Origin of the sequence: Mesorhizobium sp. M0618 (assembly GCF_040320765.1) — a bacterium.
In the GTDB taxonomy this organism is placed as follows: domain Bacteria; phylum Pseudomonadota; class Alphaproteobacteria; order Rhizobiales; family Rhizobiaceae; genus Mesorhizobium.
The window spans coordinates 1-26,849 of record NZ_JAMYQH010000015.1; the positions used below are offsets into that span (position 1 = coordinate 1).

Below are 26,849 nucleotides of genomic sequence, written 5' to 3' on the forward strand. Positions count from 1 at the left end.
GCATCTTCCCAAACGCCGAAAGCTGCCTGCGCCTCGTTAGGGCGCTCGCCGTCGAGACCAACGAAAACTGGATGGAGGCCAACCGATACATCAACATGGACGACCTGCGCGAGCACAAGAAGCTCGCTCTACGCCAAGCCGCATGACCAGCTTCATGATCGCCCATTTTGCAGAACTTGACGCACACAACCGGAACAGGCAAGTGCCGTTCCGATACAATTGCCCAGTACTCGTTTCACAACCCCTACCCCTACTGTTACGCCACGCCCAGTTTATGAGAACGCTTGAGATGATTTCAGGTGAATCCTGAAATCTGAATCCGCCACTAAATCAAAGAGATGGAGCATGATGCCTGGACAGATGGTGCCCCGTTTGTCCGAAAAGCCGCTTTCTCACTTTTTCAGTATCATGCTCTAGGGCAAGACATGCTGGGTCACCCTCCAGTCGGGCAGACCATAGCCGCCCAGCCACGGCCACACTTCCTTCTGGTTGAAGTAGACGACCGAAGTCAGAGCCGGGAACTCCGCGTAGGATTTGCGGGAATCTTCCTGCCATTTCGAGACATAGTCCTGCTTTCCGACATAGCCGAGTTCCGCAACGACGATCGGCTTGTTGAACACCGCAACGCGGTCATAGCCGGGCTTCAGCAGTTCAGCGAAGGTGCGGTCACGACCGGTCTCGTCACCGTCTTTTTTCTGCAGACCGAACACCGACAGGCCGATGACGTCGACATAGTCGTCGCCGGGGTAGTATTTTTCCAAACCCTCTTCGCCTTTGGGCGACCACATGTACTTGGCGGCGGGGGCAGCCTTGCGGCAGATGTCGACTTCGCGCTTGTAAGCGGAGATCCAGTCCTTGGGAGCCCAGTTGGCCCAGGTGAAGCGGCCGTTCTTGTCTTCCATTTCCTGAGCCCAGCGAATGGTCACCGGGCTCTTCATCTGTCCCACCAGGCCGCAGATTGCCTGCATGTTGGCATCATATTTGCCGCTCAAAATGCCGTCGCGCAATTCGGGCGGGGTGATGCGCCAGTCCTTGGACCATGTCCACGGCTCAATCGTGATCAGAAGCGAACGGCCGCGCTGCAGCGCATAAGCGTCGGCAAGCGGCAGCGTCGACAGATCGACGTCTTCCCAGGGCAGGAACAGCTCTTCGATGCTGGCGCTCTTGTCGGTGCTGAAGTCCCCGTAGGGATCATAGGAACCGAACGCCGACGCAGCGCTGCTCGTCTGAACGGGGTCGGTCGCGGTTACGGAGCCGGCCCCTCCTGCAGTAGGGAAGGCGGCGCTTCCGCCCAATACCAGCGCGATTGCAAGTGCCTTTGCCGCGGAGTGTGTCATCATAGATTCTCCCATGGCCTCGACTTCTCGCGGAAGTTAAGGCTTCGCCCGTGCGCATCGATGCCTGATCGATACGGCTACCCAAAAAACCTATCGGCTCCATTGGCGGAATCTGCGGGATTTCGGAGCGATCATTGGCGGTTGTGCGAACCTTCGCACGAAGCCCACCCAAAATTACTTCTCAAGGCGCCAACACAGAAGGAGCCGTCGAGAGAGTTTCGCCGCGATACTCACAAATTCGCGTCAATATTCCGATATATCATCCCTGTCTAATTTAAGAGCCGGGCGGACCAAAGAGTCAAGCGCAATTAATGGTTGCTTAACCATGATGTTCGCAACATGGTTAACGCTGCCTTGGGCGCTTCTTCCTGCGGACAGCCTCGGCCCCTTCGACGGATTCTCCGACGCTGAAACTTTTGCCGGCTGTGATTGCAGTGCTGGTCGGGGGAGGCGTCCACGGAATTACCCTCCCGATTCAAGATGTTAAGTTAACCAATTCGCAAGAAGTATAGTTAACCAACACTTAATTTAGTTGACTCTAAGACACCCAAGTGGATTCTAAGGGCGGGTTTTCAAGGCGCGTCTGCCGTCGTTCGGCTGATGCTCGGGTGGCGGCGGTACGTGTATGAGTGTTTCCGCGGACGTGGGGATCATCAGCGGCAAGACCATGCCGAAACGGGGGCGTGGGGCGGCTCCGGGGAAGGCGGCGGAGAAGCCTCCTTTTCTGGTGCCGGTGCTGTCGGCCACCCAGCGGCGGATCTGGAGGCTGGGACTTGCCTGCTGGTCGGTAACGTTCGGATTTTTCTGGTTCTGGTGGCTGCAGCCCGGGCACATCGAACATGTCATTCCATACATGCTGGCGACATTGACGCTCGTATGGCTGACGTTCATGCCGATGTATTTTCTCTTGAACGTGCATGCGATGAAAAAGCCGTCCAGTCTTCACACGATCCCGGAACGTTCGCGGGTCGCGATGGTGGTGACCAAGGCTCCGTCCGAACCGTTTTCGGTGGTTGCGCGAACGCTCGAAGCGATGCTGGCGCAGGACTGTCCGCATGATACCTGGCTGGCCGACGAGGACCCGTCAGAGGAAACGATTGCCTGGTGCGATGCCCATAACGTCATGATTTCGACGCGGCGCGGGCGGGAAGATTATCACCGCAAGGTGTGGCCCCGCCGGACGCGCTGCAAAGAGGGAAACCTGGCGTTCTTCTACGACCACTATGGTTATGAGCGCTACCACTTCGTCGCTCAGATGGATGCGGACCACGTCCCGACACCAACCTATCTCAGGGAAATCCTGGTCGCCTTTGCCGACCCGGCGGTTGGCTATGTATCGGCGCCGAGCATATGCGACAACAATGCCGCTGAAAGCTGGTCGGCACGCGGCCGACTGTTCCCGGAAGGGATGTTCCACGGACCCTTGCAGTCCGGCCATACGGGCGACGGAACGCCGCTCTGCATCGGCTCGCACTATGCCGTGAGAACCGCAGCGCTCAAGCAGGTCGGCGGCCTTGGCCCGGAACTGGCCGAAGATCACTCGACGTCCATGCTGTTCATTGCGGCTGGTTGGCGCGGTGTGCATGCCATAGACGCTATTGCCCATGGCGATGGCCCGCAGACCTTTGCCGATCTTGTCACGCAGGAGTTCCAGTGGTCGCGGAGCCTGATGACGATCATGCTCGAATACTCGCCGATATACCTTTCCAAGCTATCGCCACGGCTGAAATTCCAGTTCCTGTTTCGCCAGCTCTGGTATCCGCTTTTCGCCGTGTTTTCGCTTGTCATGTACGTCATGCCTATGTACGCGCTTCTGACGGGGAAGAGCTTCGCCAATGTGACGTATGTTGATTTCCTTTTATACTATGCTCCGAACTCTATTTCCCTGATTATGCTGGTGATGTTGCTGAAGGCATTCGACCTGTCGCGCCCGCTCACTGCCAGGACGATCAGTTGGGAGGGAATGTTGTTCTCATTCTTCGCGCGTTGGCCGTGGGTGCTGGCGGGCACGCTGTCGTCGATCCGTGATTATGTGACCAAGTCGTTCGTGGATTTTCGTGTTACCCCCAAGGGCAGTGGCCCGAAAAATCTGCTGCCTGCCCGCGTCATCGTTCCGTATGTGGCACTTGCAATCGGAGCTTCGCTGCCGGTCCTTCTAGTGGACCGCGCGTCGGATGCCACCGGCTTCTACTGGTTCGCTGCCTTCAATGCGTTCGTCTACGGGTTGCTTGTGGTCGTAATCATCACCAGGCACCTGGCGGAGAACAGAATTTCGTTGCGGCGCAATGTTGCGAAACTCGCCTTGCAGGCCTCGCTCGCTGGCATTGCGCTCTTCGTCCCGGGCGCTGCGTTTTATGACCGCGGCCTGGAAGGCATATATGGGCTCCAGCAGGGAGCAGGCGGTGTGCGCATCGTCAGCGTGGCCTACCCGGTTTCCGGAGCCGGGCGTGGTGGGAGCGGAACCCGCACATTCCATCTTGATCCCGCCTGGGATCGGCCAATCGTCAGATAGTCTGGAAGAGCCTGGCGCCCGCCAACTCAGGAATTGCCATGACAAAACACCCAAGGCACGGGCATTTCTCGACCCCAGGGGTGGAAGCGGTGGCTAATTCGAGATCTGTCGGTTCGCCGGGCGAGTGAACCTGGCACTTGGAAAATGGCAGCGGCTTTGAGATTGCAACGTAGCATCAGGCCCTTTGCTCTTTCGGTTGTCATCGCGGTTATGCACGGAACGGTCAGATGGAATTGAAGACACAGCCCGGTTCACAAGGTTCCAAGCGCTTCCTCCGCGCAGGCCTGCTGATCGCTTGCACCGGGTTTTTCTCCTGGGTGCTTCTGGGTGTCTACCGCGGCTTCATCATCGATCCCCAATCGACGCTCCAGGGTCGCTTGGCCTCTATCCCCAGCGGGATAGCGTCAAGCTACCACGATCTGATTTTCATTTCGTCGCTGACCGCAGCAGCCCTGCTCCTGCTTTTCCTGGCAAAGGCCAGCCGCCTCTTCGGCGTCGTCGTGGTCATCACTTTCTATCTCGCCATCCTGATTTCGCTATGTTGGGGGTTTGCCAACATCAATCTCGTCAAAATGCTGAGCGAGCCGTTTACTTTCCAGTGGTTGATCTATGGCGACTTCCTGCAGAATGCCGACGCCAAGAACGCCATAGGTGACGCGCTCAACCCAAGGGATTTCGCATTCTCGTCGTTGTCCATAGTTCTGGCGCTGGTCTTGGGTTATGCGACAGCAGGGCTGTGCGTGCGGCTGGCGGGAACTGCTCGAGCGGTATTGCTGGGGACGCTTTTCCTGTGCGTCGGTGCTGGACTGGTCGGCACCGGGTACCATGTTCGGGCGACGGCCTTGCCAGAGGCAAAGGTTGCCAACCCTATCGTGTACTTTGTTGAATCGGCTCTGTTCAGTCCGACCCCCGTCGTTTTCGCCGTGAATACCGGGGTGGACGTTGACGTCGCCAGCGTTGGGGAACGTCCGGCGGAGACGTCCAGCTTCAAGGTGCAATCACCAAATCCGATAAAGAACGTGCTGGTTTTCATGATGGAATCGGTGCCATCCCGATACGTCGAGACGTTTGGTGGAAAGTATCCTGTTACACCAAACATAAAGAGCTACTCAAGTGACTCGATACGCTTCGACAATATATATGCGCACACTCCCTCTACAAACTATTCGATATTTTCGTTGTTCAGCTCGATGTACAATGACATATCTTACTATGGAATGACCGCGAGCCATCCGGATCTGCCGCTGAGTTCAATATCCAACACTCTGACCGCAAGCGGCTTTCGCACCGGATTTTTCTGGAGTGCGGATTCACGGTTCCAGCGCGTGGATGAGTTTCTGCTCAACAAGGGGCTTGATGTCATTCAGGACTACCGCGGGCAGAAATGCGATATTCCCACATTCAAGCTCAGTTCCAAGGAATGGAAGAATTTCGACTACAACAGCGATCTCTGTACCGCTCAATCCGTCATCAACTGGGTGAATGAGGATGCCGAAAATCCCTTCTTCGCGGTGATGTTTACGGCGATGACCCATTACCCGTATCTCATCGACAGCCCGCTGTTTACGGCGATGAAAGAGACCCCCGACCTCTCTGACGGCTCGAAAGTTCACTATTCCGATGACGAGAAGTTCAACGCCTACCTCAACGCGCTGAAGGTCGGCGACCAGGCGCTGGGACAGATACTCGATTCACTCAAGCAGTCCGGCAAACTCGATTCGACGCTTGTGGTCATACTCGGCGACCACGGTGAAGCGTTTGGAGAGCATGGGAACTACGTTCATGCCAGTGCTCTCTACGAAGAAAATATCCATATCCCGCTTATCATGATCAACAAGCAGCTTTTCCATGATGACGTCGCACATGCTGTCGGTGGGATTATCGACATAGCCCCGACCATCCTGGATATACTCGGCCTTCCGCTTCCAAGATCCTGGCAGGGTCACAGCTTGTTCAGCGAGCAGCGGCCGAACAAGACATTCTTCTTCATTCCCTGGAGCGGTTTCCAATTCGGCTACCGCGAAGATGATCGAAAGGTCATCTTCAACGCGACCACCGGCGGCATCGAGGCGTATGATCTCAAGACGGATCCTGCGGAAAAGGCCAACCTCATCAAGGCCGGCACCGGCGATCGCACCGCCATCCTGCAGCCGATCGCGGGATGGGTACAGTCGCAGAAGCGCCGCGTTGCCGATATGATCGCCGACGCGGCGAAAGATGCGGCACGTTGCCGGATCGCCAGCCTTGAGATCGACGCGGCCGGCACCAGCTTCGAAGGTTCCCCTCGGCTCGACGTGCTCGTCGACGGAAAGCCGGTTGGACAGGCGGACGTCCTGGGGACGGAAAGCACGGCGATCACAGCAGAATCGATCGTCGCGGAGTTGAAGGCAGCGTCCGCTCATACCGTACCATTTCGCTTCAATCTAAGCGCCGTGCCCAATCCGCGGAAAATCGAACTCCGCTATGCCAACGACCTGTGGGCGGGGCAGGGCAAGGCTGGCGATCGCAACCTGTTCGTCAAGAATATCAAGATAGACGGCCGAGTGGTGCCGAAGAGCAAGCTGCATGTCGACAACAAGACTGTAGGGTTCATCGATGACAGCGGGACCAGCATGTTCAACAGCGGCTCGCTGTGGGTCAGCGGTCCATTTGTCGAGGGGTGCATATAGCGGCATAGGCACTCTGGAGCGGGCCGCCGCATCCAGCCACTTCCGGCGATAAGGATCGCCAGCCCTTTTTTTCGGCTGGAGAGAGCCTGGGGCAGTCGGCCCTGCCGGCGCCGGTTGCGGCGCTGAGCGTTTTATACATCGCAACATCCCTGACAGCCCGAGCGCCGCTTCTGTTTGCCGCAGGCGCGAGTGGGTCGCGTATGCCGGTGTGCCGTTTGGCAAGGCTCCGTCTGCCAGCCGATCCGACAATCGAATTTCCTTCAAATTCGAGCGAAGAGTGAAAGGCTGCGTTCATTATGACGTTTGCACGAATTTTAATAAGTCTCTTCTAATATGACGGAACGATGTGAATGGAAAACGACCCCTCACGAGCGATTAGAAAACGACGGATTCGAAGTATATTCTTTGCTTTCAATCACGTTGCATTACAGGGCAGGGAGCAGATGATGAGACAATTTATGGAAAATCTGACCGGCAGAAAATATGCCTATGCTGTTGCTGCAATCGCATTGGCCTCGATGGTGTCAGGCTGCCAGACGACGGACACGACCAAGACCAGCTCAATCAACGGACGGATCGTTGATCAAGGTTTTGGCAAGAAGGTCCAGCACGTCAAGAAGCTCGATCGCGTCGGAAAGAAGGTTCTCTACCGCAAGCCGCTCGCCCAGACGACCATGGTGACGCGTACGAGGGAGGAGGCCTATGCGGCCTTCGTGCGGCCGCAGCGGGTCGGCAGGCCGGCGACGGTGAAGGTTTCCTACAGTCCGGGCAATGGTGGCCCCTTCCTGGGTCATTCGCCTTGGATTTGTGGCCCGAGCGGTTTCGGCCAGCGCGCCAGCTGCCGTTCGCGCTACTAGACCATCGGACCTAAAAGTGGCGGCGCGATTTGACTGAAGAGTCCGCCGCTCTTGTCTTCGCTGGGGGCGCGAGTCGAGGGCGAGAGGTTGCCGCAGACGTTGCGTTTACCTCTTGCCCTCCGACCGCTATTCGGAAGCCGCTGGCAGACGTGGTCAGATCATGATGGCCGGCCCGGGCGGAGCCAGCCGTCATTGTCACCGGGCGCCGGGCGCGGCCGCGCGACATAGGCCGATGCTCCATTCGCTTCGTGATAGACCCGTGCCAGCATTTCAGCCAGCACGCCCGATGTCACCATCTGCACCCCGGCGATGAGCAGGAAGAAGCCGGTGAACAGCATCGGGCGTGTTCCGATGTCTTCCGCGAAAAACAGCTTCAGGCAAAGCAGGTAGGCAAGGATCAGCGAACCCAGCGCGCCAAGCACGATGCCGATGCCGCCGAAGAAGTGCCCAGGTCGTGTGCGATAGCGCATGAAGAAATACATGAACACCAGATCGAGCACGACCCTGAAGGTGCGCGAAATGCCGTATTTGGACTGGCCGTGGATGCGGGCATGGTGCGTCACCACCTCCTGCGCGATGCGTCTGGGGGTCGTCACCGTGGCCAGCCATGCCGGGATGAAGCGGTGCATCTCGCCATAGAGCTTGACGCTGCGGATGACGTTGCCGCGATAGACCTTGAGGCTGCAGCCATAGTCCTTGAGGCGCACCCCGGTGACGCGCGCGATCAGCGCGTTGGCAATGCGCGAGGGCAGCCTGCGCATGAAAAACCCTTCCTGGCGATCCTTGCGCCAGCCGACCACCAGGTCGAGATCCTCGCTCAACAGGCGGTAGACCATACGCGGAATGTCGTAGGGATCATTTTGCAGGTCGCCGTCGATCGTGGCGATGACGTCGCCGCGCGCTGCGTCGATACCAGCCTGCATCGCGGCGGTTTGCTTGTAGTTGCGCACCAGCTCGACCGCATGCACATGCGGGCCGTAATGCGCCGCCAGGCGCCTGATCTCGCTCACCGTCGCGTCGGTACTGCCGTCATCGACCAGCACGACCTCCCACGGCTGGCCGTAGCGTTCCATCGCCTGATGAACCCGTGCCAGCAGCGGTTCGACGTTTTCAGCCTCGTTGTACATGGGCACGACGATGGACAGTGTATGCTCCGGCATCACCGCGCCGTCAGGCAGTCCCGAAGCAGGGATGGGCAATACGCTCATAGGGATGGTTTCCTTGCAGGGCCGACGGCCGGGTTCCCCGGCAGCGTCGATTTCGAGGGAAACAGCCAGGCGATCGCACCCGTGGCGATTGCCGAGCAGAAGATGAACAGATGCAGTGCCAGCGCTGCCTGAAGGCCGCTCTTCATGGCAATGCCGGAGGTGAGCAGCGCCGCCGCTGCACCCGCCTCGTAGGTGCCGAAGCCGGCAACGCCTTGCACCGGCAGTATGGCGGCGCCTTCGGCCCCGACGACGCCTGGAAAGGCGGTCGAAAAGGATGTCCCCAGCAGCATTGCCAGCAACCATCCCTGTACAGTGAGCTTCAGCGACCAATTGGCGATCGTCCACCACCAGCCATAGCGCGATCGGCCGGTCGCCTCGGTGAAGACATCGCGCAGCCTGCCGAGTTTCGCCACGATCTTGCCGCGGCCTGCCCAGTCATGCGGCGCCCGCGCCCAGCGCGGCAGATACCAGGCGGCAGCGACCACCGCCGCCACGCCCGCGATCCTTGTCGCCGGATGCAGGCCCGGCCACACCACCAGGGCCAGCACGCCGACGACGAAGGCATCCTGCAGTCTGAACCACAGAAGCGAGGCGCTGGCGCGCATGATCGGTATGCCGAAGACCTGGCGCAGGAGCAGGGGAAAGGCCGTCTCGCCGCCGCGAAAGGGCACGACGTTGATCATTGCATTGTGGATCAGGATGATCCGCAGGCAGGCACCGAAACGGCCATGCACCTCGTCGCGGAACTCGTCGCAGACGCGCAGCGCGCGCAGCACGTAGGTGACGAACAGCGCAAGCGCCACGGCCGCGAAAGCGCCGGGCGTGATGCTCGCGAAAGCATCGCCCACCATCTTCCAGCGCGAGTCGCTGACGACCCACGCCAGCAGGGCCAGGCTCACGATTATTGAGGCAGCTCGTTTCAACAATTCAACAATTCCTGCGCAGGCTTGCGCTATCGGATTCCGTCGGCCGCGGCGTGCTGTATCTCAAAATCCACAGCATTGGTAGCGGCCCAAGCCTTTCCGATCGATCGCATTGCCTGGCTTGCGAGCGCGCATCCGCGCAACTTCAGGCGGCCGCGGAACCTCCGGCATTGGCCTGCTTTCCAACCCGACTATGGCCTCGGTTTCATCGATGGCTGCTGATTTAGGTCGGCCGGCTGTCCGGATCCATAAGCCCGATGCGCAATCGCGATGTTGCCGTCTTGATGGACAATGCGCGTGTCGCGAATAGTTGTTGCCCGCATGCTTTGCGGCGGTTGACACCGCCTTTCTCACGACTGTTAAATGGTTCGCGTGGCCGTCAAAGTGCTGACGCAGCCGCCTTGGACCGAATAGACATGCGAGTGCCAACTATGCCGACAGCTTTGATCAGATCGCTGCCGCTTGATGTCGGCCGTCGGCATCGCAAGGGGCCTCGGCGGTGTGCAAGTCTCAAGCAACTTGTGCTGCTCCTAGCTCTTTGCGGTCAGGTGGCTGTTTCGGGAGCGGCGCACGCGGCCGCCGCCAACGACAAAAGCACGGCGGAAGCCGGTACCGCCGCTGTTCCGACTGCTTACGAACTACAGCTTCTGTATGCCGGCCGCACATGGATATGGAAGGACGGAGCAGCTTATTTCGCGCGGGACAATCGACACCTCAGGGCCTGGACGTCCGGGCAGGGCACGGCAACCGTCGCGGAGGGCAGATGGCTGGTGACCAAGGACGGCAAGATGTGCATGGAGCTCGCCTGGCGATCGAAGAGCTACACCGGCGAGCCGCACCGCACCTGCTACAGCCATCGCATTCAGGGCCGGAACATCGAGCAACGCAAGGATCCGGACGGGGAATGGTACGGTTTCAAGCGATCTCCCGAGGATCCTTCCGACGAATACAAGAAATTCGAAGCAGGCGACACCAAGGGCGCGCAGTTCGAAGAGACCCGCAAGCTGGTCGATGCCAAGAAGTAGGCCATGCTTCCAGCCACGCTGAGCCAGTGGCCTGGCTGTTCTTGCCGTGCGCCTGTCGCGGAACCCGCGAATCGCCTATGGTTAAGCCTTAAGCGGCTCGGCAGGCGCGGTCGGCGCGCTGATCGCATCTAGTCGCATTCAATTGCATCAGCCAGACGACGAGACGATGGCCTGCCATACGGTTTTGATGAAATTTAATAATTAGTGATATCTAATATAACGTGTGATGTGCGAGTGGTCACTCATGCGGCGTGAAAGCGGCCCAAGTATAGTATGTCGCAACGCGCCCTTGGCTTATACTTGATAGCAAGGGACAGAGGATGAGAAATTCCGCGAGCGTATTTTGCTCAAGCAAAAATGTCGTATCTATTGCCGCGGCCGTAGCGTTGAGCTCTATGGTTGCAGGTTGTCAAGGTATGGACGCAACTGAAACCGGTTCGGTCCTTATCAGGCCCATAGTCCACCCGGTCCGCAGTCAGCCCGCGGTCCAGCCCGTGCAGGCCACATTTCTCGTGCGCTCGCTCCGTGCCGACCATCCGATCCAGATGACAAGCACAATAGCAACTGAAAGTGCCTACGCCTTTGCACCACCGCAACGGATCAAAGCCAGCACGCCGGCGCCGGTGAAAATCTCGTTCAATCCGGGCGATGGCAGCACGTTCTCGGGCGGCTCGCCTTATATCTGCAGCCCTAGCGGATTTGGCCAGCGCGCGAGCTGTCACCCCCGCTATCTCTGACTCGTCGAGCGACGACCGACGCTGCCACCCTGGCTGGCGGCAGTTTCATTGGCTTGGTCTTCAGTCCGAAAAAGGGAGCGGCCGTCCTGACAATGGTGTCGATGTCTGAAAGCTCCGGCACAAAGCCAAGATGTTCGCGTGCGCTTCCCGGATCGGCGTAGAGCTCCGCCGGATCCCCAGGGCGTCGGCTCCTGAGCACTGCCGGAACCGGCCTCGACGTCATTCGGCCGACCGCCTTGACGATCTCCTTGATGGAGATGCCCCGCCCGGTGCCGAGATTGACCGCAAGACTTCGCCCGCCACCCTCGAGATAGATGAGCGCTTTCAGGTGAGCGCGGGCCAGATCGGTGACGTGGATATAATCCCTTACGCAGGTGCCGTCCGACGTGTCGTAGTCGGTGCCGAAAACCTCGATCGCGTCGATGATGCCCGATGCGGCCATGAGCACTCTGGGAACCAGATGGGTTTCCGGCGAATGCCACTCGCCAAGCTCGCCGTCGGGATCGGCGCCACAAGCGTTGAAATAGCGCAGAATCGCAAATTTCATTCCATACGCCGACGCATAGTCGCCGATGATCTGTTCACCCATCAGCTTGGAGCGCCCGTAGGGGCTGATCGGATTTTGCGAGGAGGTCTCGCGAACCGGCAACGCTTCCGGCACGCCGTAGGTCGCACAACTGCTGGAGAAGATGATGTTTTCGATCGAACTCGCGCGTGCGGCATCGAGCACCGCGATGGTGCCTGTCACATTGGTCGAATAATATTCGGCCGGCTCGCGAACGGACTCTCCGACATAGGCCAGCGCCGCAAAATGGATCACGGCCGTCGGCCGGTACGTTTCCATAGCCCGCCGCAGTGCATCCTGATCCCGGATATCGCCGACGACAAGCGGACCCCAGCCGACGGATCTCTCATTGCCGCGGCTCAGATTGTCGAAAACCACCGGCATGTAGCCGGCGGCGGCCAGCTGCTTGCAGGTGTGACTGCCGATGAAACCGGCTCCACCCGTCACCAGGACTGCCGGCCGGCTCATGAAGCGGCAGCTCCTCTGGCGATGTGGCTTCCGTAAAGCAGGGCATCAAAATACTCGACGGTACGCGCGAGCCCCTGGCTCAAGCTGATTTTCGGCTCCCAGCCGAGATTGGCCTTGGCAAAGGAGATGTCCGGCTTGCGCTGCCTGGGATCGTCGACGGGCAGCGGCCGATGCACGATCTTCGATCGGGCGTTGGTGTAATCGACGACCAGCGTCGCCAGTTCCATGATGGTGAATTCGGCAGGGTTGCCGAGATTGACCGGGTGAGCGGGCGCGCTCGGCGCGTTCATCAGTCGGATAAAGCCCTCGATCAGATCGTCGGCATAGCAGAAAGAGCGCGTCTGTTGGCCGCTGCCATAGACGGTCAGGTCCTCGCCGCGCAGCGCCTGGACGATGAAGTTCGAAACCACACGCCCATCGTCGGGCTGCATGCGGCGACCATAGGTGTTGAAAATGCGGGCGACACGGATATCGAGGCCATAGGTTCTCGAATAATCGAAGAACAGGGTTTCGGCCGAGCGCTTGCCTTCATCGTAGCAGGAACGCGGTCCGTGCGTGTTGACGTTGCCGAAGTAGCTCTCGGGCTGTGGATGCACGAAGGGATCGCCATAGACTTCGGATGTAGAGGCCTGGAATATCTTGGCCTTGTTCTGTCGCGCGAGTTCCAGAAGGTTCAGCGATCCAAGCACGCTTGTCTTGAAGGTGTGGATCGGGTCTGCCTGGTAGTGCGGCGGAGAGGCGGGGCAGGCGAGATTGTAGATCTCGTCGCATTGAAGATCCGAAGGCAATGCATCGACGATGTCTTGCTCGATGCAGCTGAAGCGCGGATTATGCAGGAGGGTATTGAGATTGTATCTTTTGCCGGTGTGGAAATTGTCCAGCGCGACAACCTCGTATCCGTCCCGCAAAAGACGTTCGCACAGATGCGATCCTAAAAATCCCGCTCCTCCGGCGACAAGGGCGCGCCGTCGGCTTTGGTTGGCGCCCCTTTGGCTGCCGGATTCCAGTTTCAGAACCTTGACAAGCTTACTCATGCTTTCCTCATACGCACCGCACACGCTACCGCCGGGCCGGGACAAAGCATCGCCCGGCCACGTTACTCAGAACGTGGCAAACCTCCGCATCTGCGGAACGCCATCACTGATGTGCGTCAATTGTTCTTTGGCTTTCGCGAAGCTGGTGCGACTACACAACCTCCGTGCTGCCGCTCAGCATTCTCTGCGCCCCGAAATCGCGATCACACGCTCGGTGTCACCATCGTCGATTGCTCGCCCAAATTGCACATCCCAACGCATCGAAAATATACCTGTGGAAATCATAGTCAACTAAATTAGATATTTCTTAACCATATCTGTTTGCGAATGGTTAATCACGGGCCGGCATCGGCCTCGAAGCTGAACCGGGAGATGTCCAGAGCAGTTCCTCATTTCGAATCAGCGTATTGGGTCGGTCGCTGGCCGTCGGCGCCACACGCTGTTCGTTATGTCGAATCAGCGCTTGGCAGCCAAGATCGCCATGGAGGAGGGGTTGCGCAATTCAGGGCGAGGTCGGGATGGATCCAGCCGAAAGTGGATTTAACGACCCAAGCGACGGGAAAATTTCAGATAGCAACGAGATTGCTGCCCGAAACCGCTCGGAGTGCAAATATAAATTCCAGGGCGCGAATATTTATACCATAGGGCTTGACCTATCGTAGGCACGCCGCAGCTGGCTATAGTTGGAAGAAGGGCAAGGGCTAAAGCTTTGTAAGCAAATTCATTCACAGGGACGAATTTTGACTTTATCCTCTTTTGGTGCCGCTGTTCATGATCTTTGCGCATCAAGGCCTCTGGTTCGCAAGGCGCACCGATGGCCCATTTCGCCGAAAAGCGCATGCGCGTGTTCATTTCATAGTGGAGGAGCGGTCATTTCGGCAACGAATTTTAAGCGCATAGGTAGAACTCCGCATTGGCGCCCGGCCACGCCGCCACCGGGTTGTTGCTTGCGCACGTCTAGCTCGATCGCCTGGGGTGGCGACTCGGCTGGCCATCGCCTTTTGATCGTTGGGGCGCTATTGGCAAGGTCACGATGGAATGTGGTGATGTGAATGCGCTTTCTGTTTGTCCTGATCCTGCTCGTCGGCGCCGGCATTGGTGTCGTCTATCCCTGGGCGATGAGCAATTTCTCCGGCCATCAGATCGGCACCTGGCGGGTCTATGAGCAGGGCCGCTTCAAGCCGCTGACGGTGCCGCTCTCCGGCCGCGACGCGCCGGTGCGGGTGCTGGTCGACCTGACCGCAAGAGCAGAGCGCATCGTCTCGCAGCAGCGCACCGTGCTGACGCTGACCGCTGCAAGCAATGGCCGCACGGTGCTCGCCTCGACGCTGCAGTTCAACCATTCCGACAATCCTCGCCAGGCCAGCCCGCAACTGCCCGACAAGATCTTTCGCGACGAGGCCGGCGTGATCGCGACCGTCAGCCCGGGTCCCTACATCTTCACCGTCGGACCGGGTGATGCCGACGACATACCGATGCGGGCGGTCGATCTCATCCTGCGCTCCGGCGCCGGCGAGATCGACAGCCGTGCACGGCCGGTCGGCTTCGCGCTGATGGCGATCGGCCTGATCGGGTTCTTGCTGACTTTGCGCACTCGTGGCGGCCGGCCGGAAAATCCCAACTCGCAGCCGCCACCGCCGCGCTGGGGCAGGGGCTGATGCATGTCGCCCAAAAGTGTGCAGCGGTTTGGGACAACGACGTGCATAACGGTACAAAACCATGAACTACCGCCACGCCTATCATGCCGGGAATTTCGCTGACGTCGTCAAGCATGTCGTGCTGACACGCTTGCTCGAGTATCTGAAGCAGAAGGACAAGGCGTTTCGGGTCGTCGACACCCATGCCGGTATTGGCCGCTACGACCTGTCGTCCGTCGAAGCGCAGAAGACGGGTGAATGGCAAGGCGGCATCGGCAGGCTGATCGATGCCTCGTTTGCCGCGCCGGTGGCGGTGCTGCTCGCGCCTTATCTGGAGACAATACGGTCGCTCAACCCCGAGGGTGGCATCCAGAAGTACCCGGGCTCGCCGTTGATTGCGCGCCATCTCATGCGCAAGCAGGATCGGCTGACGGCGATCGAGCTGCACCCCAAGGATGCCGCGAGGCTGAGGACGTTCTTTGCCGGCGATTTCCAGGCCCGGATCATCGAGCTCGATGGCTGGCTGGCGCTCGGCGCCCATCTGCCGCCGAAGGAAAAGCGCGGCCTTGTCCTCATCGATCCGCCATTCGAGGAAGCGGGTGAGTTCGAACGCCTTGTCGACGGGCTTATAAGGGCGCACAAGCGGTGGCCCGGCGGCATCTACGCGCTCTGGTATCCGATCAAGGACCGCAAGGCGATCATCGCCTTCCGCAAGGCGCTGAAGCAATCCGGCATTCCGAAGCTGCTCGACATCGAATTCGAGATCAGGCCGGCCTCTTCGGAACCCAGCCTCGACGGCAGCGGTCTGCTGGTGGTCAACCCGCCGTTCACGCTGGAGGGCGAGCTGCGGACGCTGCTGCCGGCCCTGCACAGGCTGCTTGCGGTGGGGCGGCCGGCGCACTGGTCGTTGGAATGGCTGGCCGGCGAGCAGGCTTGAGGCGGGCTCATCGATGACCCAGGGACCGTGCTCTCTTGGGTCTGGATATGAACGTGCCAGAGCCATTCCGGTGCGTGCAAACTCGGCTTTGGTCAAAAAGCGGTTTCAAACTGGGAAACCATTGTCAACGCAACCGCTTGACCGCCGCCGAGCGAATCCGCACAGTGCGCGCAATCGACCTTGAGAGGCTGCCATGACTCGCTTCACCAAATCCGCCCTTGCCGCCCTGATTTCGCTCTGCACCCCGCTTGCCGCGCCTCTCGGTATCACCCAGACCGTGCAGGCCGCCGATCTTACGGTCTATTCCGATGAAGACAGCGGGGTCTGCGGTCAGCCCTGGGTACTGAACAAGATCACCAGCCGCTTTTCCTATCAGGTGCATCACGTGCCGCATCTGCCTGACGTGCAGATCACCGATTTCCGGCGCATCCACCAGCATCGCTATCTGGCGGCCAACGATACCTGGCCGATCGGTCGCCGTTATTGCGGCGCCACCGTCAGTCTGTCCGACGGCCGCGATCGCACCATCTGGTACCTGATCGAGGAAGGCCAGGGCTTTGCCTCGATCGGCGACAATGTCGAATTTTGCGTCTCGGGCTTCGACCGCTGGATGGTCTACAACGGCCGCTGCCGCATTCTGCGCTAAACCCGGTCTCCCCTTCCAATCTCTTTCGCGCCTGTGGCTTGATCGGCTGCAGGCGTTTTTTGTGCCGCGTTGACAGCAGACGCGATCCGTCGCATAGCTATGAGACAGACCTGTCTCACCACTCGGTAAACGCATGACACCATCGCCCGTTTCCGATAAGCGCCAGCACGTCGTTGAAACGGCCTACGTGCTGTTCAAGCGCGCCGGCTTCCATGCGACCGGTATCGACCGGATCATCGCCGAAGCCGATGTGGCCAAGATGACGATGTATCGCCACTTTCCCAGCAAGGACGAACTGATCGTCGAGGTGCTTGGCTATCGCGCTATGCGTTTCGACCGCCAGCTCGACCGGCTCGCCCAAGAGGGCATTCCGCCGGAACAGAAAATCGGAAGAATCTTCGACTGGCATGCACGCTGGTTCCGCAGCCCGGATTTCCATGGCTGTCTGTTCGCACATGCGCTGGCCGAGTTCGGCGATCCCAGGCATCCGGTTTTCAAGGCCGTTGTCAGGCAGAAGAACGGCCTCAAGCGGCGCATGCGGTCTATCCTCGAAGAGGTGATGCCGCGCGGCCGCGCCGAGAGCGTGGCGGCGACGCTGCTTATGCTGATCGAAGGTGCGACCTTGCTGGCGCAGATGGGGCAGGCCGACGCCGCCATTCGCGACGCCCGCAAGGCGGCCATGGGCATCGTCGCTGCTTCGCGCAGGCCGCAATGAGCCCGCTGGTCATCGGGCTCGCATTGTTTGCGGCGATCCTGCACGCAAGCTGGAACGCGTTCCTGCGCACGGGGGCCGACAGGCTGTGGACCGTCACCGTCATGAGCTTTTCAAGCACGGCGCTCGCCATCCCCTTCGCCTTCTTCCACGCCCTTCCGGCCGCGCCGGCCTGGTCCTACATCGTGCTCTCGGCCTGCCTGCAGGTTGGCTACAGTTTGTTTCTGGTGGCCGCCTACAGATATGGCGAACTGGGACAGGTCTATCCGATCGTTCGCGGCAGCGTGCCGCTGCTTGTCACGCTCGGCGGGTTCTTCCTGGCCAACCAGCAGCTCACTCTGCCGCAGACCATTGGTGTCGCGCTGGTTGCGGGCGGCATCATGGGCCTTTCTCTCGGAAGGGGCAGGGCCGCCACGACATCGATATTCTATGCGTTGGCAACGGGAGCTATCATCGCCGCCTATGCGACGGTCGATGCGCTCGGCGTTCGGGCGGCGGGAAACGCCGGCGCCTACACCGCATGGGTCCTGCTGATCTACGGCGCGTTGCTGCCGGCGGCCTTCGTCGCCTGCCGTGGCCGGCTCATTGTCGACCTGCGCGCGTCTGAAACCTGGAAGGCGCTGGGCGGGGGCCTGTTTGCACTTCTGGCCTACGGTGTCGTGGTCGCGGCCTTCGCGCTCGGGCCGGCCGGGCCGATTACCGCGATCCGCGAAACCAGCGTCGTCTTCGCGGCCTTCATCGGACGCCTGTTCCTCGGCGAGGTGCTGACGCCGCGGCGGGTCGGCGCCTGCGCCATCGTCGCGCTCGGCGCCATCTGCCTCGGTTATCAGCCGTGACGGAACTGCGGATCGCGCAGGATTGCCCGGTCACCATGCTATTTCCTGCGCGGCGCCGCCTCGGCCTGATCGAGGATTTTGCGCAGGAATGCGGCGTGGCCGCGGAACGCGCGCCGTCCACTCGTCGTCGCCTTGACGCGCGTCTGCGGCCGGCGGCCGACGAACAGCTTTTCGATGTCGACATAACCCGCCCTGGCCAGCGTATCGAGGTGCGCGCCGAGATTGCCGTCGGTGACGTCCACGATGGCCTTCAGCCCGGTGAAGTCCAGTGTTTGACGCCTTTCCAGCATGCTCAGCGCGGCCATGATCCTGAGCCGAGTGCTCTGGTGGATGATTTCGTCGGCACTCATCGATTGGCTCCGGCGCAGCCAAGCCGGAGGCCACGGACAACCATGCTGCCGCCGTGGCGGACCGTCTTGGCAATCTGGAACGGCGGCAGCGCCGCTTGCTCCTGTGCGATCGACATTGAAGTGCTCCCGCATGCTGTACAGAATACTCTGTCATGTAGAGTTATCTGTCAATTCACGAGCAAGCCGATCTGCGATCGTGCTTGACAAGACGATGCATCGACCGGCTGTCGCATTGCAGTATAGATCGTGCGCCTGCACGAGATGATCGCACCGATGAGGCGGCGGTCATGATATCGGCGACCGACGATCGACATGCAAAGCTGTTCACTGATCTTGGGAGCTTCACGAGAGGAGCGGTCCCGCGGAGTGTGGAGAATGTCGGCGACACATTCTAGCCATTGGTCGAAGATCAGCAGTGAATTTCTGCGACGGTCAGCACGACCATGTGCCGATCGTAACCGAAATTTAAGCTGCGAAAATCAGTCTATTGCTTCGCTGGCTAGCAAGCCGCGAGTCAGATATGCATGAGCGTGCCGGGTCATTACGGCCGTCGGCACAAAGGAAGGGGCATCGCATGGCTAAGCAGTCATCCAAAGCGCCGGCGTCCAAGGCACCGGCAAAGAAAGCACCCGCAAAAGCAGCGACGGCAAAGGTCGCAGCTGCAGTGAAGAAAGCAGCACCCGCTGCCAAGCCGAAGGCCGCGGCGGCCAAGGCAAAAGCAGCACCGGCCAAGAAGCCGGCAGCGAAAGCTGCTGCGAAACCGGCAGTGAAGAAGGCAGCACCTGCCAAGGCAGCGGCAAAGCCGGCTGCGAAGGCGGCACCGGCCAAGAAGCCTGCAGCGAAAGCCGCTGCGAAACCCGCAGCGAAGAAGGCAGCACCTGCCAAAAAACCGGCTGCCAAGGCTGCACCTGCCAAGAAGCCGGCTGCGAAGGCTGCTCCGGCAAAGAAGGCTGCGGCAGCGAAATCTTCAGCACCGGTGAAGAAAGCGGCACCTGCGGCCAAGCCGAAGGCAGCGCCCGCGAAGGCCGGCAAGAAGTAGTCGCGTCTTCCCTCGCCGGGGCGGTGCCGAAACAGTCAAGGGCGGGTGCCTGACAGGCGCCCCGCTCGCTGTTTAGGCAGTCGGAAGGCGAGAACAGAGGCGGACGGAGATATCTTTTCGCAGCTCCCAGGACTTCGCCACAGGGCGAAGTCCGGTGGGGCTTTTTTTGTGTCATTCATGCGGGGGATGAAATATCGGCGCGAGGCTCTTCGGTCTGCCTGTCGGCTGGCTGATCCATGCGATCCCGGCAACTCGGCGACCATGGTGATGAAGCGCCGTTTTCATGGAGCGCTCGCTAAACGGCCCTGGCCGATGCGTCGCTCGCTGGCGGCTGGGTTTTCCGCTTCTGGCCATTGCTCGATCGCGCCTGATCGGTCAACAGTGCCGGCCTGCAAAACAGGAAACCGATCATGCCCAGACTGCTCTATGCGTCGTCTTCTCCCTACAGTTCCAAGGTGCGAATGGCAGCAGCCTATGCCAGCATCGCTGTCGATCTGGTGCCGATCAAGACCGAGGAGAAGCCGGCCGACTTGATGACCGCCAACCCGCTCGGCAAGATCCCGGTTCTGGTGCTCGACGACGGTCGCTCCATCCATGACAGTCGCGCCATCACCCAGCATCTCAACCGTTTGTCGAAGAACGCGCTTTTTCCACGCAATCCCGACAAGCGGCTCGAGGCGGAAGTGCTGGAGGCATTGGCCGACGGCATTTGCGACTGCGCGCTGTCGATGGTCTATGAACGGCGCACGCGGCCCGAGGAGATGGTCTATCAGCCTTGGCTCGATCGCCAGTGGGCGAAGATCACGGCGGCACTCGACCTGCTCAACGCCAACCCGCCGAAGCTGCCGAAGAAGATCACCGCCGGCCAGATGGCGCTGCGCGCCTGCCTTGGCTATCTCTCGCTGCGCTTTGCCGGAAAATGGGAGAAGGGTCGTGCCCGGCTGACACGGTGGGCTGCGCGCTTCGATGAGAAGTTTCCAGAGCTGAGGCCCTGCATTCCCGGTTGATAGCCGATTACCCGGAATTGATTTGCCGGTGATCAGTCGATCACCGGGGAAAATCACTCAGACACAAAAAAGCCGGGCGCGAGGCCCGGCTTTTCGTGTCGTGGCTTGAACGACTTAGAACTTCATACCGACGCCGAAGGTGACGCGGTTGTCGGTGGCCTTGACCTTGCCGATACCGTCGAAGCTCTTGCTGCCGAAGTCGGTGTAACGATACTCGACGCGGCCGAAGACATTGTCGGTCAACTTGATGTCGGTGCCAACACCGGCGGTCCAGCCGAGCATCGTTGCGCGATCGCTGGCCCCAAGGACGGTGTCTTCCACCTTCAGGCTTCTGCCGGCGAGACCGCCGGTGCCATAGAGCAGGATTTCTGGGCTGACCGCGTAGCCGAGACGGGCACGCAGCGAACCTTCAAAGCCGGCCTTGGAGTCGATGCCGTTGTCGTCGCCCTTGACGCCGTTGTAGCCGAGTTCGGCTTCAGCGCCGTAGACGAAGTTCTCCTGCTGCCACTGATAGCCGCCGAAGACACTGCCGACGAAACCCTTGGTATCGGTTTCAACGTCGAAATCCTTTTCCTTGGTCCGGCCGCTGAAGCCATAGCCGACGTTGAGACCGGCGTAGGGGCCGGCCCACGAAGCGACCGGAAGTTCAGCGATCGGCGCAGGTGCCGGCGGCTCTTCCGAAACCACGTCAGCAGCATAGGCAGTTCCGCTGAGGGCGAAGAGGCCGAGCGCAACGGCCAGCGGCCGTGCGAATTTGAGATTGGCTTGCATTGTTCTTTACTCCTTAAGCCACAGGACACAGGCTTGTTTCTCACGATCGCCATCTACCCGTCCGGGGGGTGAAACGGATCTGGCGTTCGTCGGTTCCAAATGTCGTGTCAAAATGCGGCTGAAGCGAACCTGAACTTGGGTCATTCCCCGGCACGAATGAGGCAGAACCTTGACGTTGCATCTTCGCAACAGCGAAATGGCAGGAACCATCCCGTGCTGCGCTGCACACCGCTTGGTGCAAGGACTCCAGCACCCTATATTGCGGTCGGGCGCGCCCGAGTCCAGGGCGGGCCGGGATGTCGAAACGGCCGTTTCGCCACAATGCTGCCCAAGGTGCGAACACCATTTAACGCATGCCGGGCCATATTTCGCCGGCACCGCTTTTTCGGGCCGAAATTGAGGATTGACACCATATGAGCAAAGCCACTGTCACGGCGCTGGTGACGGGCGGGGCCAGGCGGATCGGCAGGGCGATCGTCGAGGATCTCGCCGCGCATGGTTTTGCCGTCGCCATCCATTGCAACCGCTCGCGCACCGAGGCCGATGTGTTGGCTGCCAAAATCATCGCCGGAGGTGGCCGTGCCGCCGTGGTCGCCGCCGATCTGACCGATATGGACGCCGTTGGCGATCTCGTCGGCCAGGCGCAAGCAGCGCTCGGACCGATCCCGCTGCTGGTCAACAATGCGTCTCTGTTCGAGGACGATTCGGTTCTGGATTTCGACTGGCGGGCCTGGGACCGGCACTTTGCCGTCCATGTGAAAGCGCCCGCGCTCCTGGCGCAGAATTTCGCCCGGGCGTTGCCGGCAGGGCAGGAGGGCCTGATCGTCAACATGATCGATCAGCGCGTCTGGCGGCCGACGCCGCGCTACTTCTCCTATGCGCTGTCCAAGTCGACGCTGTGGACGGCCACGCAGATGATGGCGCAAGCGCTCGGCCCCAGCATCCGCGTCAATGCCATCGGCCCGGGGCCGACCCTGAAGAACGCGCGTCAGGATGACAGCGATTTTGCAGCCCAAGTCGATGGCTTGGTCCTGAAGCGCGGCCCGGATTTGCCGGAATTCGGCGCCACGATCCGCTATCTCTGGGAAGCGCGCTCGGTCACCGGCCAGATGATCGCGCTTGATGGCGGCCAGCATCTTGCGTGGCAGACGCCCGATGTGACAGGCATGACGGAATGAGTCCCGTAGACCACAAAAGCAAGCCGCGCGGCGGCGCCGACGATCTGCCCCCCGATATCGACGTCGAGGACGAGGCAGTCGAGGAGATCGTTGAAACCGTCGGTCCCGATGTCGCCTTCACCGCCATCGACTGGACGCCGCATGCCGGCGACGCGGAAGGCATGATCGGCGCCGAGGTGATCCAGACGCTGGTCAAGCGGCTGCCCAACGCGCCCGGCGTCTACCGCATGATGAACGCTGCCGGCGATGTGCTCTATGTCGGCAAGGCGCGCAGCCTGAAGAAGCGCGTCACCAACTACGCGCAAGGCCGCTTCCACACCACCCGCATCGGCCGCATGGTGCGCGAAACGTCGACGATGGAGTTCGTCGTCACCCGCACCGAGATCGAAGCGCTGCTGCTCGAAGCCAACCTTATCAAGCGCTTGCGGCCGCGCTTCAACGTCCTGATGCGCGACGACAAGTCGTTTCCCTATATCCTCTTGACCGGCGACCATGTCTCGCCCGGCATCTACAAGCATCGCGGCGCGCGCTCGCGCAAAGGCGATTATTTCGGGCCCTTCGCCTCGGCCGGTGCCGTTGGCCGCACCATCAACTCCCTGCAGCGCGCCTTCCTGCTCAGGAGTTGCACCAACTCGTTCTACGAGAACCGCACGCGGCCATGCCTGCTTTATCAGATCAAGCGCTGCGCCGGCCCCTGCACCGGCGAGGTCTCGCATCAGGACTATGCGGAACTGGTCGGCGAGGCGAAGGACTTCTTGTCCGGCCGCAGCCAGAAGGTGAAGACGGAAATCTCGGCCGCCATGCAGCAGGCGTCGGAAGCTCTCGATTTCGAGCGCGCCGCGATCTATCGCGATCGACTTGCGGCCCTGTCGCATGTGCAGAGCCATCAGGGCATCAATCCGGCGACCGTCGACGAAGCCGATGTCTTCGCCATCCATCAGGAAGGCGGCCAGGTCTGCATCCAGGTGTTCTTCTTCCGCACCGGCCAGAACTGGGGCAACCGCGCCTATTTCCCCAAGGCCGATCCGGCGTTGGAAGCAGCCGAGGTGTTGGGTTCGTTCCTGGCGCAGTTCTATGACGACAAGCCGACGCCGCGGAACATTCTTCTGTCGCACGGCGTCGAGGATCAGGAACTATTGGCCGAGGCGCTCTCCACCCGCGCCGGCCGCAAGGTCGCGATCTCCGTGCCGCAGCGTGGCGAGAAGAAGGACCTGACCGACAACGCCCTGCAGAATGCCCGCGAGGCGCTCGGACGCCGGCTGGCTGAAACCTCCACCCAGGGACGCCTGCTTGCGGGTTTCGCCGAGACATTCGGCCTGCCGAAGCCGCCGGTGCGCATCGAGGTCTACGACAATTCGCACATCATGGGCACCAATGCCGTTGGCGCCATGGTCGTCGCCGGGCCGGAAGGTTTTGTGAAGAACCAGTACCGGAAATTCAACATCCGCTCGACCGAGATCACGCCTGGTGACGATTTCGGCATGATGCGCGAGGTGATGGAGCGACGGTTTTCGCGGTTGCTCAAGGAGCATGGCGATGTCCCGGCTGGCGATGCAGTTGATGGTTCGGCCGACGATATGGAGGACGATATCTCCGGCAGCTTCCCGGCCTGGCCCGATGTCATCCTGATTGACGGTGGCCAGGGCCAGATGACCGCGGTGCGCAAGATCCTTTCGGATCTCGGCATCGAGGACCGCGTGGTTGCCATCGGCATCGCCAAGGGCCAGGACCGCGACGCCGGCCGCGAACGGTTCTTCGTCAAAGGCAGGGACTCGTTTTCGCTGCCGGTTCGCGATCCCGTGCTCTATTTCGTCCAGCGGCTGCGCGATGAGGTCCATCGTTTCGCGATCGGTTCGCATCGGGCGCGCCGCAAGAAGGAGATGGTCAAGAGCCCGCTCGACGAGATCAGCGGTATCGGTCCAGGCCGCAAACGCGCCTTGTTGTTGGCCTTCGGCACCGCCAAGGCGGTCAGCCGCGCCGCCATCGAGGATTTGAGGAAAGTCGACGGTATTTCCGAGCAGGTGGCGAAACTGGTCTACAATCATTTCCATGAGAGCTGACAGCAAGGATGCTATTTTCGTCTGGTCAATCGATTCTCGCCTGTTGACCCCCTACATTCGCTTCTGATTTGAGTAGGCAGGCAGAAAGAGTTTCCCAGATATGGCCAAGCGCGCGTTCAACCTGCCCAATATGCTCACCTACGCCCGCATCGTCGCGGTGCCGCTGGTGGTGCTATGCTTTTTTCTCGAAGGACATCTGAAGTCGAGCGACTTTGCCCGCTGGTCGGCGCTGATCATCTTCCTGCTCGCCTCGATCACCGATTATCTGGATGGCTATTTGGCGCGCGCCTGGCAGCAGACCTCCAACATCGGCAAGATGCTCGACCCGATCGCCGACAAGCTGCTGGTCGCCACCTGCCTGCTGCTGCTGGCCGCCGACACCGATCGCCATGCGGGCATTGCCGGCTGGTCGTTGTGGGCCGCGATCATCATCCTGTGCCGCGAAATCCTCGTCTCGGGCCTGCGCGAATATTTGGCGGCGCTGAAAGTTTCGGTGCCGGTGACGCAGCTGGCAAAATGGAAGACCGCCATCCAGATGGTCGCCATAGCGTTCCTCTTGGCCGGACCGGCCGGCGACAAGATTTTTCCGCTGACCACCCAGACCGGGCTGGTGCTGCTGTGGATCGCGGCGCTGGTTACGCTCTATACGGGCTACGACTATTTCCGCGCCGGCCTCAAGCACATCATGGACGAGTGAGATGACGACCCGGCTCATTTATTTTGCCTGGGTGCGCGAACGCATCGGCCTGCCTGAGGAGGATGTCGACCTGCCTGCCGGCATCGAGACGGTCGCCGATCTCCTGCGCTGGCTGAAATCGCGCGGCGAGGGCTACGAGCACGCGCTGCGATATCCCGACGTGATCCGCGTCGCCATCAACCAGGAACATGTCGAGCACCGCGAGAAGATCGCGGGCGCCCGCGAAATCGCGCTGTTCCCGCCGATGACCGGGGGCTGACATGAGCGGCGGGGTCTTACCTGTCGTGCGCATTCAGCGCCAGGATTTTGACGTCGCCGCCGAGATCGCCAGACTGACGCAAGGCCGCGCCGATATCGGCGCCGTGGTGACCTTCTCAGGCCTTTGCCGCGACGAGCAGGGCGCGCTCTCAGCGCTCGAGCTCGAACACTATCCCGGCATGGCCGAAGCGGAAATCGCCCGCATCGCTGCTGAAGCGGTCGAGCGTTGGCCATTGCAGGGGCTCACCGCCATCCACCGCCACGGGAAGATCGCGCCCGGCGAGAACATCGTGCTGGTCGTGGCAGCCTCGGCGCATCGCCATGCGGCGTTCGAGGCGGCGAATTTTCTGATGGACTATTTGAAATCGCGCGCGCCCTTCTGGAAGAAGGAGCATCGGGCTGACGGCTCGGAGGGTGGCTGGGTCGAGGCCAAGGAGGCCGATGCAACGGCCGCGCAACGCTGGTCTCAGTCCGAATAAGATCCGCCGCAGCCATGCATTGACCGCAATCCTTTGGCCAATTGGCAGGATTGGTCAGCCTGGGGCATTGGCAGCCCGGGGCATTGGCAGCCAGGGGTGAGGGAGATGGTCATGCTGGACAGGATCGCGGAGTTCTTCATCTTCGGTTTCGTGCCTCTGGTCGTCGGCATATTGGCCGTTCCGGACCAGTCTGTTGCCGCCGAACAGGCCGTGAGGGGCGAGGTCATCTATCGCGAGCGCATTGCCTTGCCGCCCAGTGCCGTGCTGTCCGTACAACTTGCCGATGTGTCGCTGGCCGATGCGCCTGCCACCATCATCGGCGAGCAGAAAGTGCAGCCGGCCGGCCAGGTGCCGATCAGCTTCGAGATCAAATTCGACCCTTCCGTCATCCGGTCGCAGATGACCTACGCGTTGCAAGCCCGCATCACCGTCGATGACAAGCTGCTGTTCATCTCCGATATGCGCCATCAGGTCGATCCGCTGGCCGACGTGCCGCAGACCATCATGCTGAAGATGGTCACCCCGAGCGCCGAGCCCATGGTTTCGGTCTTCGATCAGCTCTGGCTGGTCGACTATGTCGACGGCATCGGCGCCATTGCTGCCCCGCAAGCGACATTCAGGGTCAGCGAGGCCGGCAAGGCGGGCGGCAGCGGCCCCTGCAACACCTATTTCGCCACTGCCAAACTCGATGGCCAAACGATCGTGATCAGAGACATCGGTTCTACCTACAAGGCCTGTGCGCCCGAGGTGATGGCCGAGGAAAAGGCGCTGTTCGATGCGCTGGCCAAGGCGGCGTCATACCGTGTCGATGCCGGCAAGCTCATCATATCGGACAAGGACGGCCGCGAGATCCTGCGCTTTAGCGCGGCGAGCTGACCCCCAACGAAGAAGGCCGGCGAAACGCCGG

The 26,849-nt window shown here is 60.6% G+C and carries 25 protein-coding genes; 18 read left to right on the plus strand and 7 right to left on the minus strand.

The genetic code is table 11. The features are described 5' to 3' along the window. The coding region (locus NKJ04_RS17040) for a transposase (protein ID WP_352676944.1) at positions 1 to 146 on the plus strand (146 nt) is incomplete at its 5' end. Between the two features lie 267 nt (positions 147 to 413). On the opposite strand, the gene NKJ04_RS17045 is transcribed toward NKJ04_RS17040, so the two are convergent. After that, positions 414 to 1,337 (minus strand): glycoside hydrolase family 26 protein, encoded by a 924-nt coding sequence (locus NKJ04_RS17045; protein ID WP_128305696.1) that lies wholly within the window; start codon positions 1,335 to 1,337, stop codon positions 414 to 416. A 625-nt stretch (positions 1,338 to 1,962) separates the two neighbouring features. Here NKJ04_RS17045 and NKJ04_RS17050 point away from each other — a divergent pair. The 3 genes from NKJ04_RS17050 (at position 1,963) to NKJ04_RS17060 (ending at position 7,375) form a co-directional block, all read left to right on the plus strand. Then, on the plus strand, positions 1,963 to 3,849 hold the full coding sequence (locus NKJ04_RS17050) for a glycosyltransferase family 2 protein (RefSeq protein ID WP_352676621.1): 1,887 nt from the start codon (positions 1,963 to 1,965) through the stop codon (positions 3,847 to 3,849). A 227-nt stretch (positions 3,850 to 4,076) separates the two neighbouring features. After that, positions 4,077 to 6,518 (plus strand): sulfatase-like hydrolase/transferase, encoded by a 2,442-nt coding sequence (locus NKJ04_RS17055; protein ID WP_352676623.1) that lies wholly within the window; start codon positions 4,077 to 4,079, stop codon positions 6,516 to 6,518. A 350-nt stretch (positions 6,519 to 6,868) separates the two neighbouring features. Continuing rightward, positions 6,869 to 7,375: a hypothetical protein gene (locus NKJ04_RS17060; RefSeq protein WP_352676626.1), complete on the plus strand. Its 507-nt coding sequence runs from the start codon at positions 6,869 to 6,871 to the stop codon at positions 7,373 to 7,375. Between the two features lie 158 nt (positions 7,376 to 7,533). Here the strand turns inward: NKJ04_RS17060 and NKJ04_RS17065 are convergent, their stop codons facing one another. After that, on the minus strand, positions 7,534 to 8,535 hold the full coding sequence (locus NKJ04_RS17065; RefSeq protein WP_352676946.1) for a glycosyltransferase family 2 protein: 1,002 nt from the start codon (positions 8,533 to 8,535) through the stop codon (positions 7,534 to 7,536). A gap of 44 nt (positions 8,536 to 8,579) precedes the next feature. Continuing rightward, the gene (locus tag NKJ04_RS17070) at positions 8,580 to 9,509 is read right to left on the minus strand and encodes a lysylphosphatidylglycerol synthase domain-containing protein (RefSeq protein ID WP_502897937.1); all 930 of its coding nucleotides are present in this window, start codon (positions 9,507 to 9,509) and stop codon (positions 8,580 to 8,582) included. Between the two features lie 545 nt (positions 9,510 to 10,054). Between NKJ04_RS17070 and NKJ04_RS17075 the strand changes: the two genes are divergently transcribed. Continuing rightward, positions 10,055 to 10,531 (plus strand): DUF995 domain-containing protein, encoded by a 477-nt coding sequence (locus tag NKJ04_RS17075; protein ID WP_352442186.1) that lies wholly within the window; start codon positions 10,055 to 10,057, stop codon positions 10,529 to 10,531. Between the two features lie 690 nt (positions 10,532 to 11,221). Here NKJ04_RS17075 and galE read toward each other — a convergent pair. Together galE and NKJ04_RS17085 are read right to left on the minus strand one after the other, a co-directional pair. Then, complete coding sequence (galE, locus tag NKJ04_RS17080; RefSeq protein WP_352442187.1) at positions 11,222 to 12,301, minus strand: UDP-glucose 4-epimerase GalE; 1,080 nt, start codon at positions 12,299 to 12,301, stop codon at positions 11,222 to 11,224. After that, complete coding sequence (locus NKJ04_RS17085) at positions 12,298 to 13,335, minus strand: UDP-glucuronic acid decarboxylase family protein (RefSeq protein ID WP_352676629.1); 1,038 nt, start codon at positions 13,333 to 13,335, stop codon at positions 12,298 to 12,300. The genes galE and NKJ04_RS17085 overlap by 4 nt, the downstream gene beginning before the upstream one ends. A 1,052-nt stretch (positions 13,336 to 14,387) precedes the next feature. Here NKJ04_RS17085 and NKJ04_RS17090 point away from each other — a divergent pair. From NKJ04_RS17090 to NKJ04_RS17110, 5 genes are all read left to right on the plus strand, one after another. Next, positions 14,388 to 14,993: a hypothetical protein gene (locus NKJ04_RS17090; RefSeq protein ID WP_352442189.1), complete on the plus strand. Its 606-nt coding sequence runs from the start codon at positions 14,388 to 14,390 to the stop codon at positions 14,991 to 14,993. 61 nt (positions 14,994 to 15,054) lie between these two features. Then, positions 15,055 to 15,909 (plus strand): 23S rRNA (adenine(2030)-N(6))-methyltransferase RlmJ, encoded by an 855-nt coding sequence (locus tag NKJ04_RS17095; protein WP_128305672.1) that lies wholly within the window; start codon positions 15,055 to 15,057, stop codon positions 15,907 to 15,909. Between the two features lie 193 nt (positions 15,910 to 16,102). Further along, complete coding sequence (locus tag NKJ04_RS17100) at positions 16,103 to 16,555, plus strand: hypothetical protein (protein WP_352676631.1); 453 nt, start codon at positions 16,103 to 16,105, stop codon at positions 16,553 to 16,555. A 133-nt stretch (positions 16,556 to 16,688) separates the two neighbouring features. Continuing rightward, positions 16,689 to 17,270 (plus strand): TetR/AcrR family transcriptional regulator, encoded by a 582-nt coding sequence (locus NKJ04_RS17105; RefSeq protein ID WP_352550511.1) that lies wholly within the window; start codon positions 16,689 to 16,691, stop codon positions 17,268 to 17,270. Beyond that, a complete protein-coding gene (locus NKJ04_RS17110) occupies positions 17,267 to 18,103 on the plus strand; it encodes an EamA family transporter (protein ID WP_352550509.1) in 837 nt (278 codons plus the stop codon). The genes NKJ04_RS17105 and NKJ04_RS17110 overlap by 4 nt, the downstream gene beginning before the upstream one ends. A 38-nt stretch (positions 18,104 to 18,141) precedes the next feature. On the opposite strand, the gene NKJ04_RS17115 is transcribed toward NKJ04_RS17110, so the two are convergent. Next, entirely contained in the window at positions 18,142 to 18,453 is a 312-nt protein-coding gene (locus NKJ04_RS17115) for a transcriptional regulator (RefSeq protein ID WP_352550507.1), read from the minus strand. A 574-nt stretch (positions 18,454 to 19,027) separates the two neighbouring features. Between NKJ04_RS17115 and NKJ04_RS17120 the strand changes: the two genes are divergently transcribed. After that, the gene (locus tag NKJ04_RS17120; protein ID WP_024504297.1) at positions 19,028 to 19,492 is read left to right on the plus strand and encodes a hypothetical protein; all 465 of its coding nucleotides are present in this window, start codon (positions 19,028 to 19,030) and stop codon (positions 19,490 to 19,492) included. 410 nt (positions 19,493 to 19,902) lie between these two features. Continuing rightward, a complete protein-coding gene (locus NKJ04_RS17125; RefSeq protein ID WP_352676635.1) occupies positions 19,903 to 20,499 on the plus strand; it encodes a glutathione S-transferase family protein in 597 nt (198 codons plus the stop codon). Between the two features lie 114 nt (positions 20,500 to 20,613). Here the strand turns inward: NKJ04_RS17125 and NKJ04_RS17130 are convergent, their stop codons facing one another. Further along, positions 20,614 to 21,270 (minus strand): outer membrane protein, encoded by a 657-nt coding sequence (locus NKJ04_RS17130; RefSeq protein WP_023812630.1) that lies wholly within the window; start codon positions 21,268 to 21,270, stop codon positions 20,614 to 20,616. Positions 21,271 to 21,683: 413 nt separating this feature from the next. On the opposite strand from NKJ04_RS17130, the gene NKJ04_RS17135 reads away from it, so the two are divergent. The 6 genes from NKJ04_RS17135 (at position 21,684) to NKJ04_RS17160 (ending at position 26,818) form a co-directional block, all read left to right on the plus strand. Further along, positions 21,684 to 22,448 carry an SDR family oxidoreductase gene (locus NKJ04_RS17135; RefSeq protein WP_352676638.1) on the plus strand — a complete coding sequence of 255 codons (765 nt, stop codon included), beginning with the start codon at positions 21,684 to 21,686 and terminating at the stop codon, positions 22,446 to 22,448. After that, positions 22,445 to 24,508, plus strand: coding sequence for an excinuclease ABC subunit UvrC (gene uvrC / locus NKJ04_RS17140; RefSeq protein WP_352676640.1), 2,064 nt, complete (start codon positions 22,445 to 22,447; stop codon positions 24,506 to 24,508). Before NKJ04_RS17135 ends, uvrC begins: the two co-directional genes overlap by 4 nt. 100 nt (positions 24,509 to 24,608) lie before the next feature. Continuing rightward, on the plus strand, positions 24,609 to 25,205 hold the full coding sequence (pgsA, locus tag NKJ04_RS17145; protein ID WP_023673449.1) for a CDP-diacylglycerol--glycerol-3-phosphate 3-phosphatidyltransferase: 597 nt from the start codon (positions 24,609 to 24,611) through the stop codon (positions 25,203 to 25,205). Between the two features lies 1 nt (position 25,206). Next, positions 25,207 to 25,464 (plus strand): molybdopterin converting factor subunit 1, encoded by a 258-nt coding sequence (gene moaD, locus NKJ04_RS17150; protein WP_023812627.1) that lies wholly within the window; start codon positions 25,207 to 25,209, stop codon positions 25,462 to 25,464. 1 nt (position 25,465) lies between these two features. Further along, positions 25,466 to 25,942 carry a molybdenum cofactor biosynthesis protein MoaE gene (locus NKJ04_RS17155; RefSeq protein WP_023812626.1) on the plus strand — a complete coding sequence of 159 codons (477 nt, stop codon included), beginning with the start codon at positions 25,466 to 25,468 and terminating at the stop codon, positions 25,940 to 25,942. Positions 25,943 to 26,053: 111 nt separating this feature from the next. Then, positions 26,054 to 26,818 (plus strand): YbaY family lipoprotein, encoded by a 765-nt coding sequence (locus tag NKJ04_RS17160; protein ID WP_023812625.1) that lies wholly within the window; start codon positions 26,054 to 26,056, stop codon positions 26,816 to 26,818. Positions 26,819 to 26,849: the final 31 nt, after the last annotated feature.

Bases quoted from the DNA above. Each gene is read 5' to 3' on its own strand.
- NKJ04_RS17050 (WP_352676621.1), top strand. From the start codon at position 1,963: ATGAGTGTTTCCGCGGACGTGGGGATCATCAGCGGCAAGACCATGCCG.
- NKJ04_RS17090 (WP_352442189.1), top strand. From the start codon at position 14,388: ATGCGCTTTCTGTTTGTCCTGATCCTGCTCGTCGGCGCCGGCATTGGT.
- NKJ04_RS17085 (WP_352676629.1), bottom strand. From the start codon at position 13,335: ATGAGTAAGCTTGTCAAGGTTCTGAAACTGGAATCCGGCAGCCAAAGG.
- NKJ04_RS17160 (WP_023812625.1), top strand. From the start codon at position 26,054: ATGCTGGACAGGATCGCGGAGTTCTTCATCTTCGGTTTCGTGCCTCTG.
- NKJ04_RS17115 (WP_352550507.1), bottom strand. From the start codon at position 18,453: ATGAGTGCCGACGAAATCATCCACCAGAGCACTCGGCTCAGGATCATG.
- NKJ04_RS17125 (WP_352676635.1), top strand. From the start codon at position 19,903: ATGCCCAGACTGCTCTATGCGTCGTCTTCTCCCTACAGTTCCAAGGTG.
- NKJ04_RS17095 (WP_128305672.1), top strand. From the start codon at position 15,055: ATGAACTACCGCCACGCCTATCATGCCGGGAATTTCGCTGACGTCGTC.
- NKJ04_RS17130 (WP_023812630.1), bottom strand. From the start codon at position 21,270: ATGCAAGCCAATCTCAAATTCGCACGGCCGCTGGCCGTTGCGCTCGGC.
- NKJ04_RS17120 (WP_024504297.1), top strand. From the start codon at position 19,028: ATGGCTAAGCAGTCATCCAAAGCGCCGGCGTCCAAGGCACCGGCAAAG.
- NKJ04_RS17060 (WP_352676626.1), top strand. From the start codon at position 6,869: ATGGAAAACGACCCCTCACGAGCGATTAGAAAACGACGGATTCGAAGT.
- NKJ04_RS17105 (WP_352550511.1), top strand. From the start codon at position 16,689: ATGACACCATCGCCCGTTTCCGATAAGCGCCAGCACGTCGTTGAAACG.
- NKJ04_RS17055 (WP_352676623.1), top strand. From the start codon at position 4,077: ATGGAATTGAAGACACAGCCCGGTTCACAAGGTTCCAAGCGCTTCCTC.
- NKJ04_RS17135 (WP_352676638.1), top strand. From the start codon at position 21,684: ATGAGCAAAGCCACTGTCACGGCGCTGGTGACGGGCGGGGCCAGGCGG.
- galE (WP_352442187.1), bottom strand. From the start codon at position 12,301: ATGAGCCGGCCGGCAGTCCTGGTGACGGGTGGAGCCGGTTTCATCGGC.
- uvrC (WP_352676640.1), top strand. From the start codon at position 22,445: ATGAGTCCCGTAGACCACAAAAGCAAGCCGCGCGGCGGCGCCGACGAT.
- pgsA (WP_023673449.1), top strand. From the start codon at position 24,609: ATGGCCAAGCGCGCGTTCAACCTGCCCAATATGCTCACCTACGCCCGC.
- NKJ04_RS17110 (WP_352550509.1), top strand. From the start codon at position 17,267: ATGAGCCCGCTGGTCATCGGGCTCGCATTGTTTGCGGCGATCCTGCAC.
- NKJ04_RS17100 (WP_352676631.1), top strand. From the start codon at position 16,103: ATGACTCGCTTCACCAAATCCGCCCTTGCCGCCCTGATTTCGCTCTGC.
- NKJ04_RS17045 (WP_128305696.1), bottom strand. From the start codon at position 1,337: ATGACACACTCCGCGGCAAAGGCACTTGCAATCGCGCTGGTATTGGGC.
- NKJ04_RS17155 (WP_023812626.1), top strand. From the start codon at position 25,466: ATGAGCGGCGGGGTCTTACCTGTCGTGCGCATTCAGCGCCAGGATTTT.
- moaD (WP_023812627.1), top strand. From the start codon at position 25,207: ATGACGACCCGGCTCATTTATTTTGCCTGGGTGCGCGAACGCATCGGC.
- NKJ04_RS17065 (WP_352676946.1), bottom strand. From the start codon at position 8,535: ATGCCGGAGCATACACTGTCCATCGTCGTGCCCATGTACAACGAGGCT.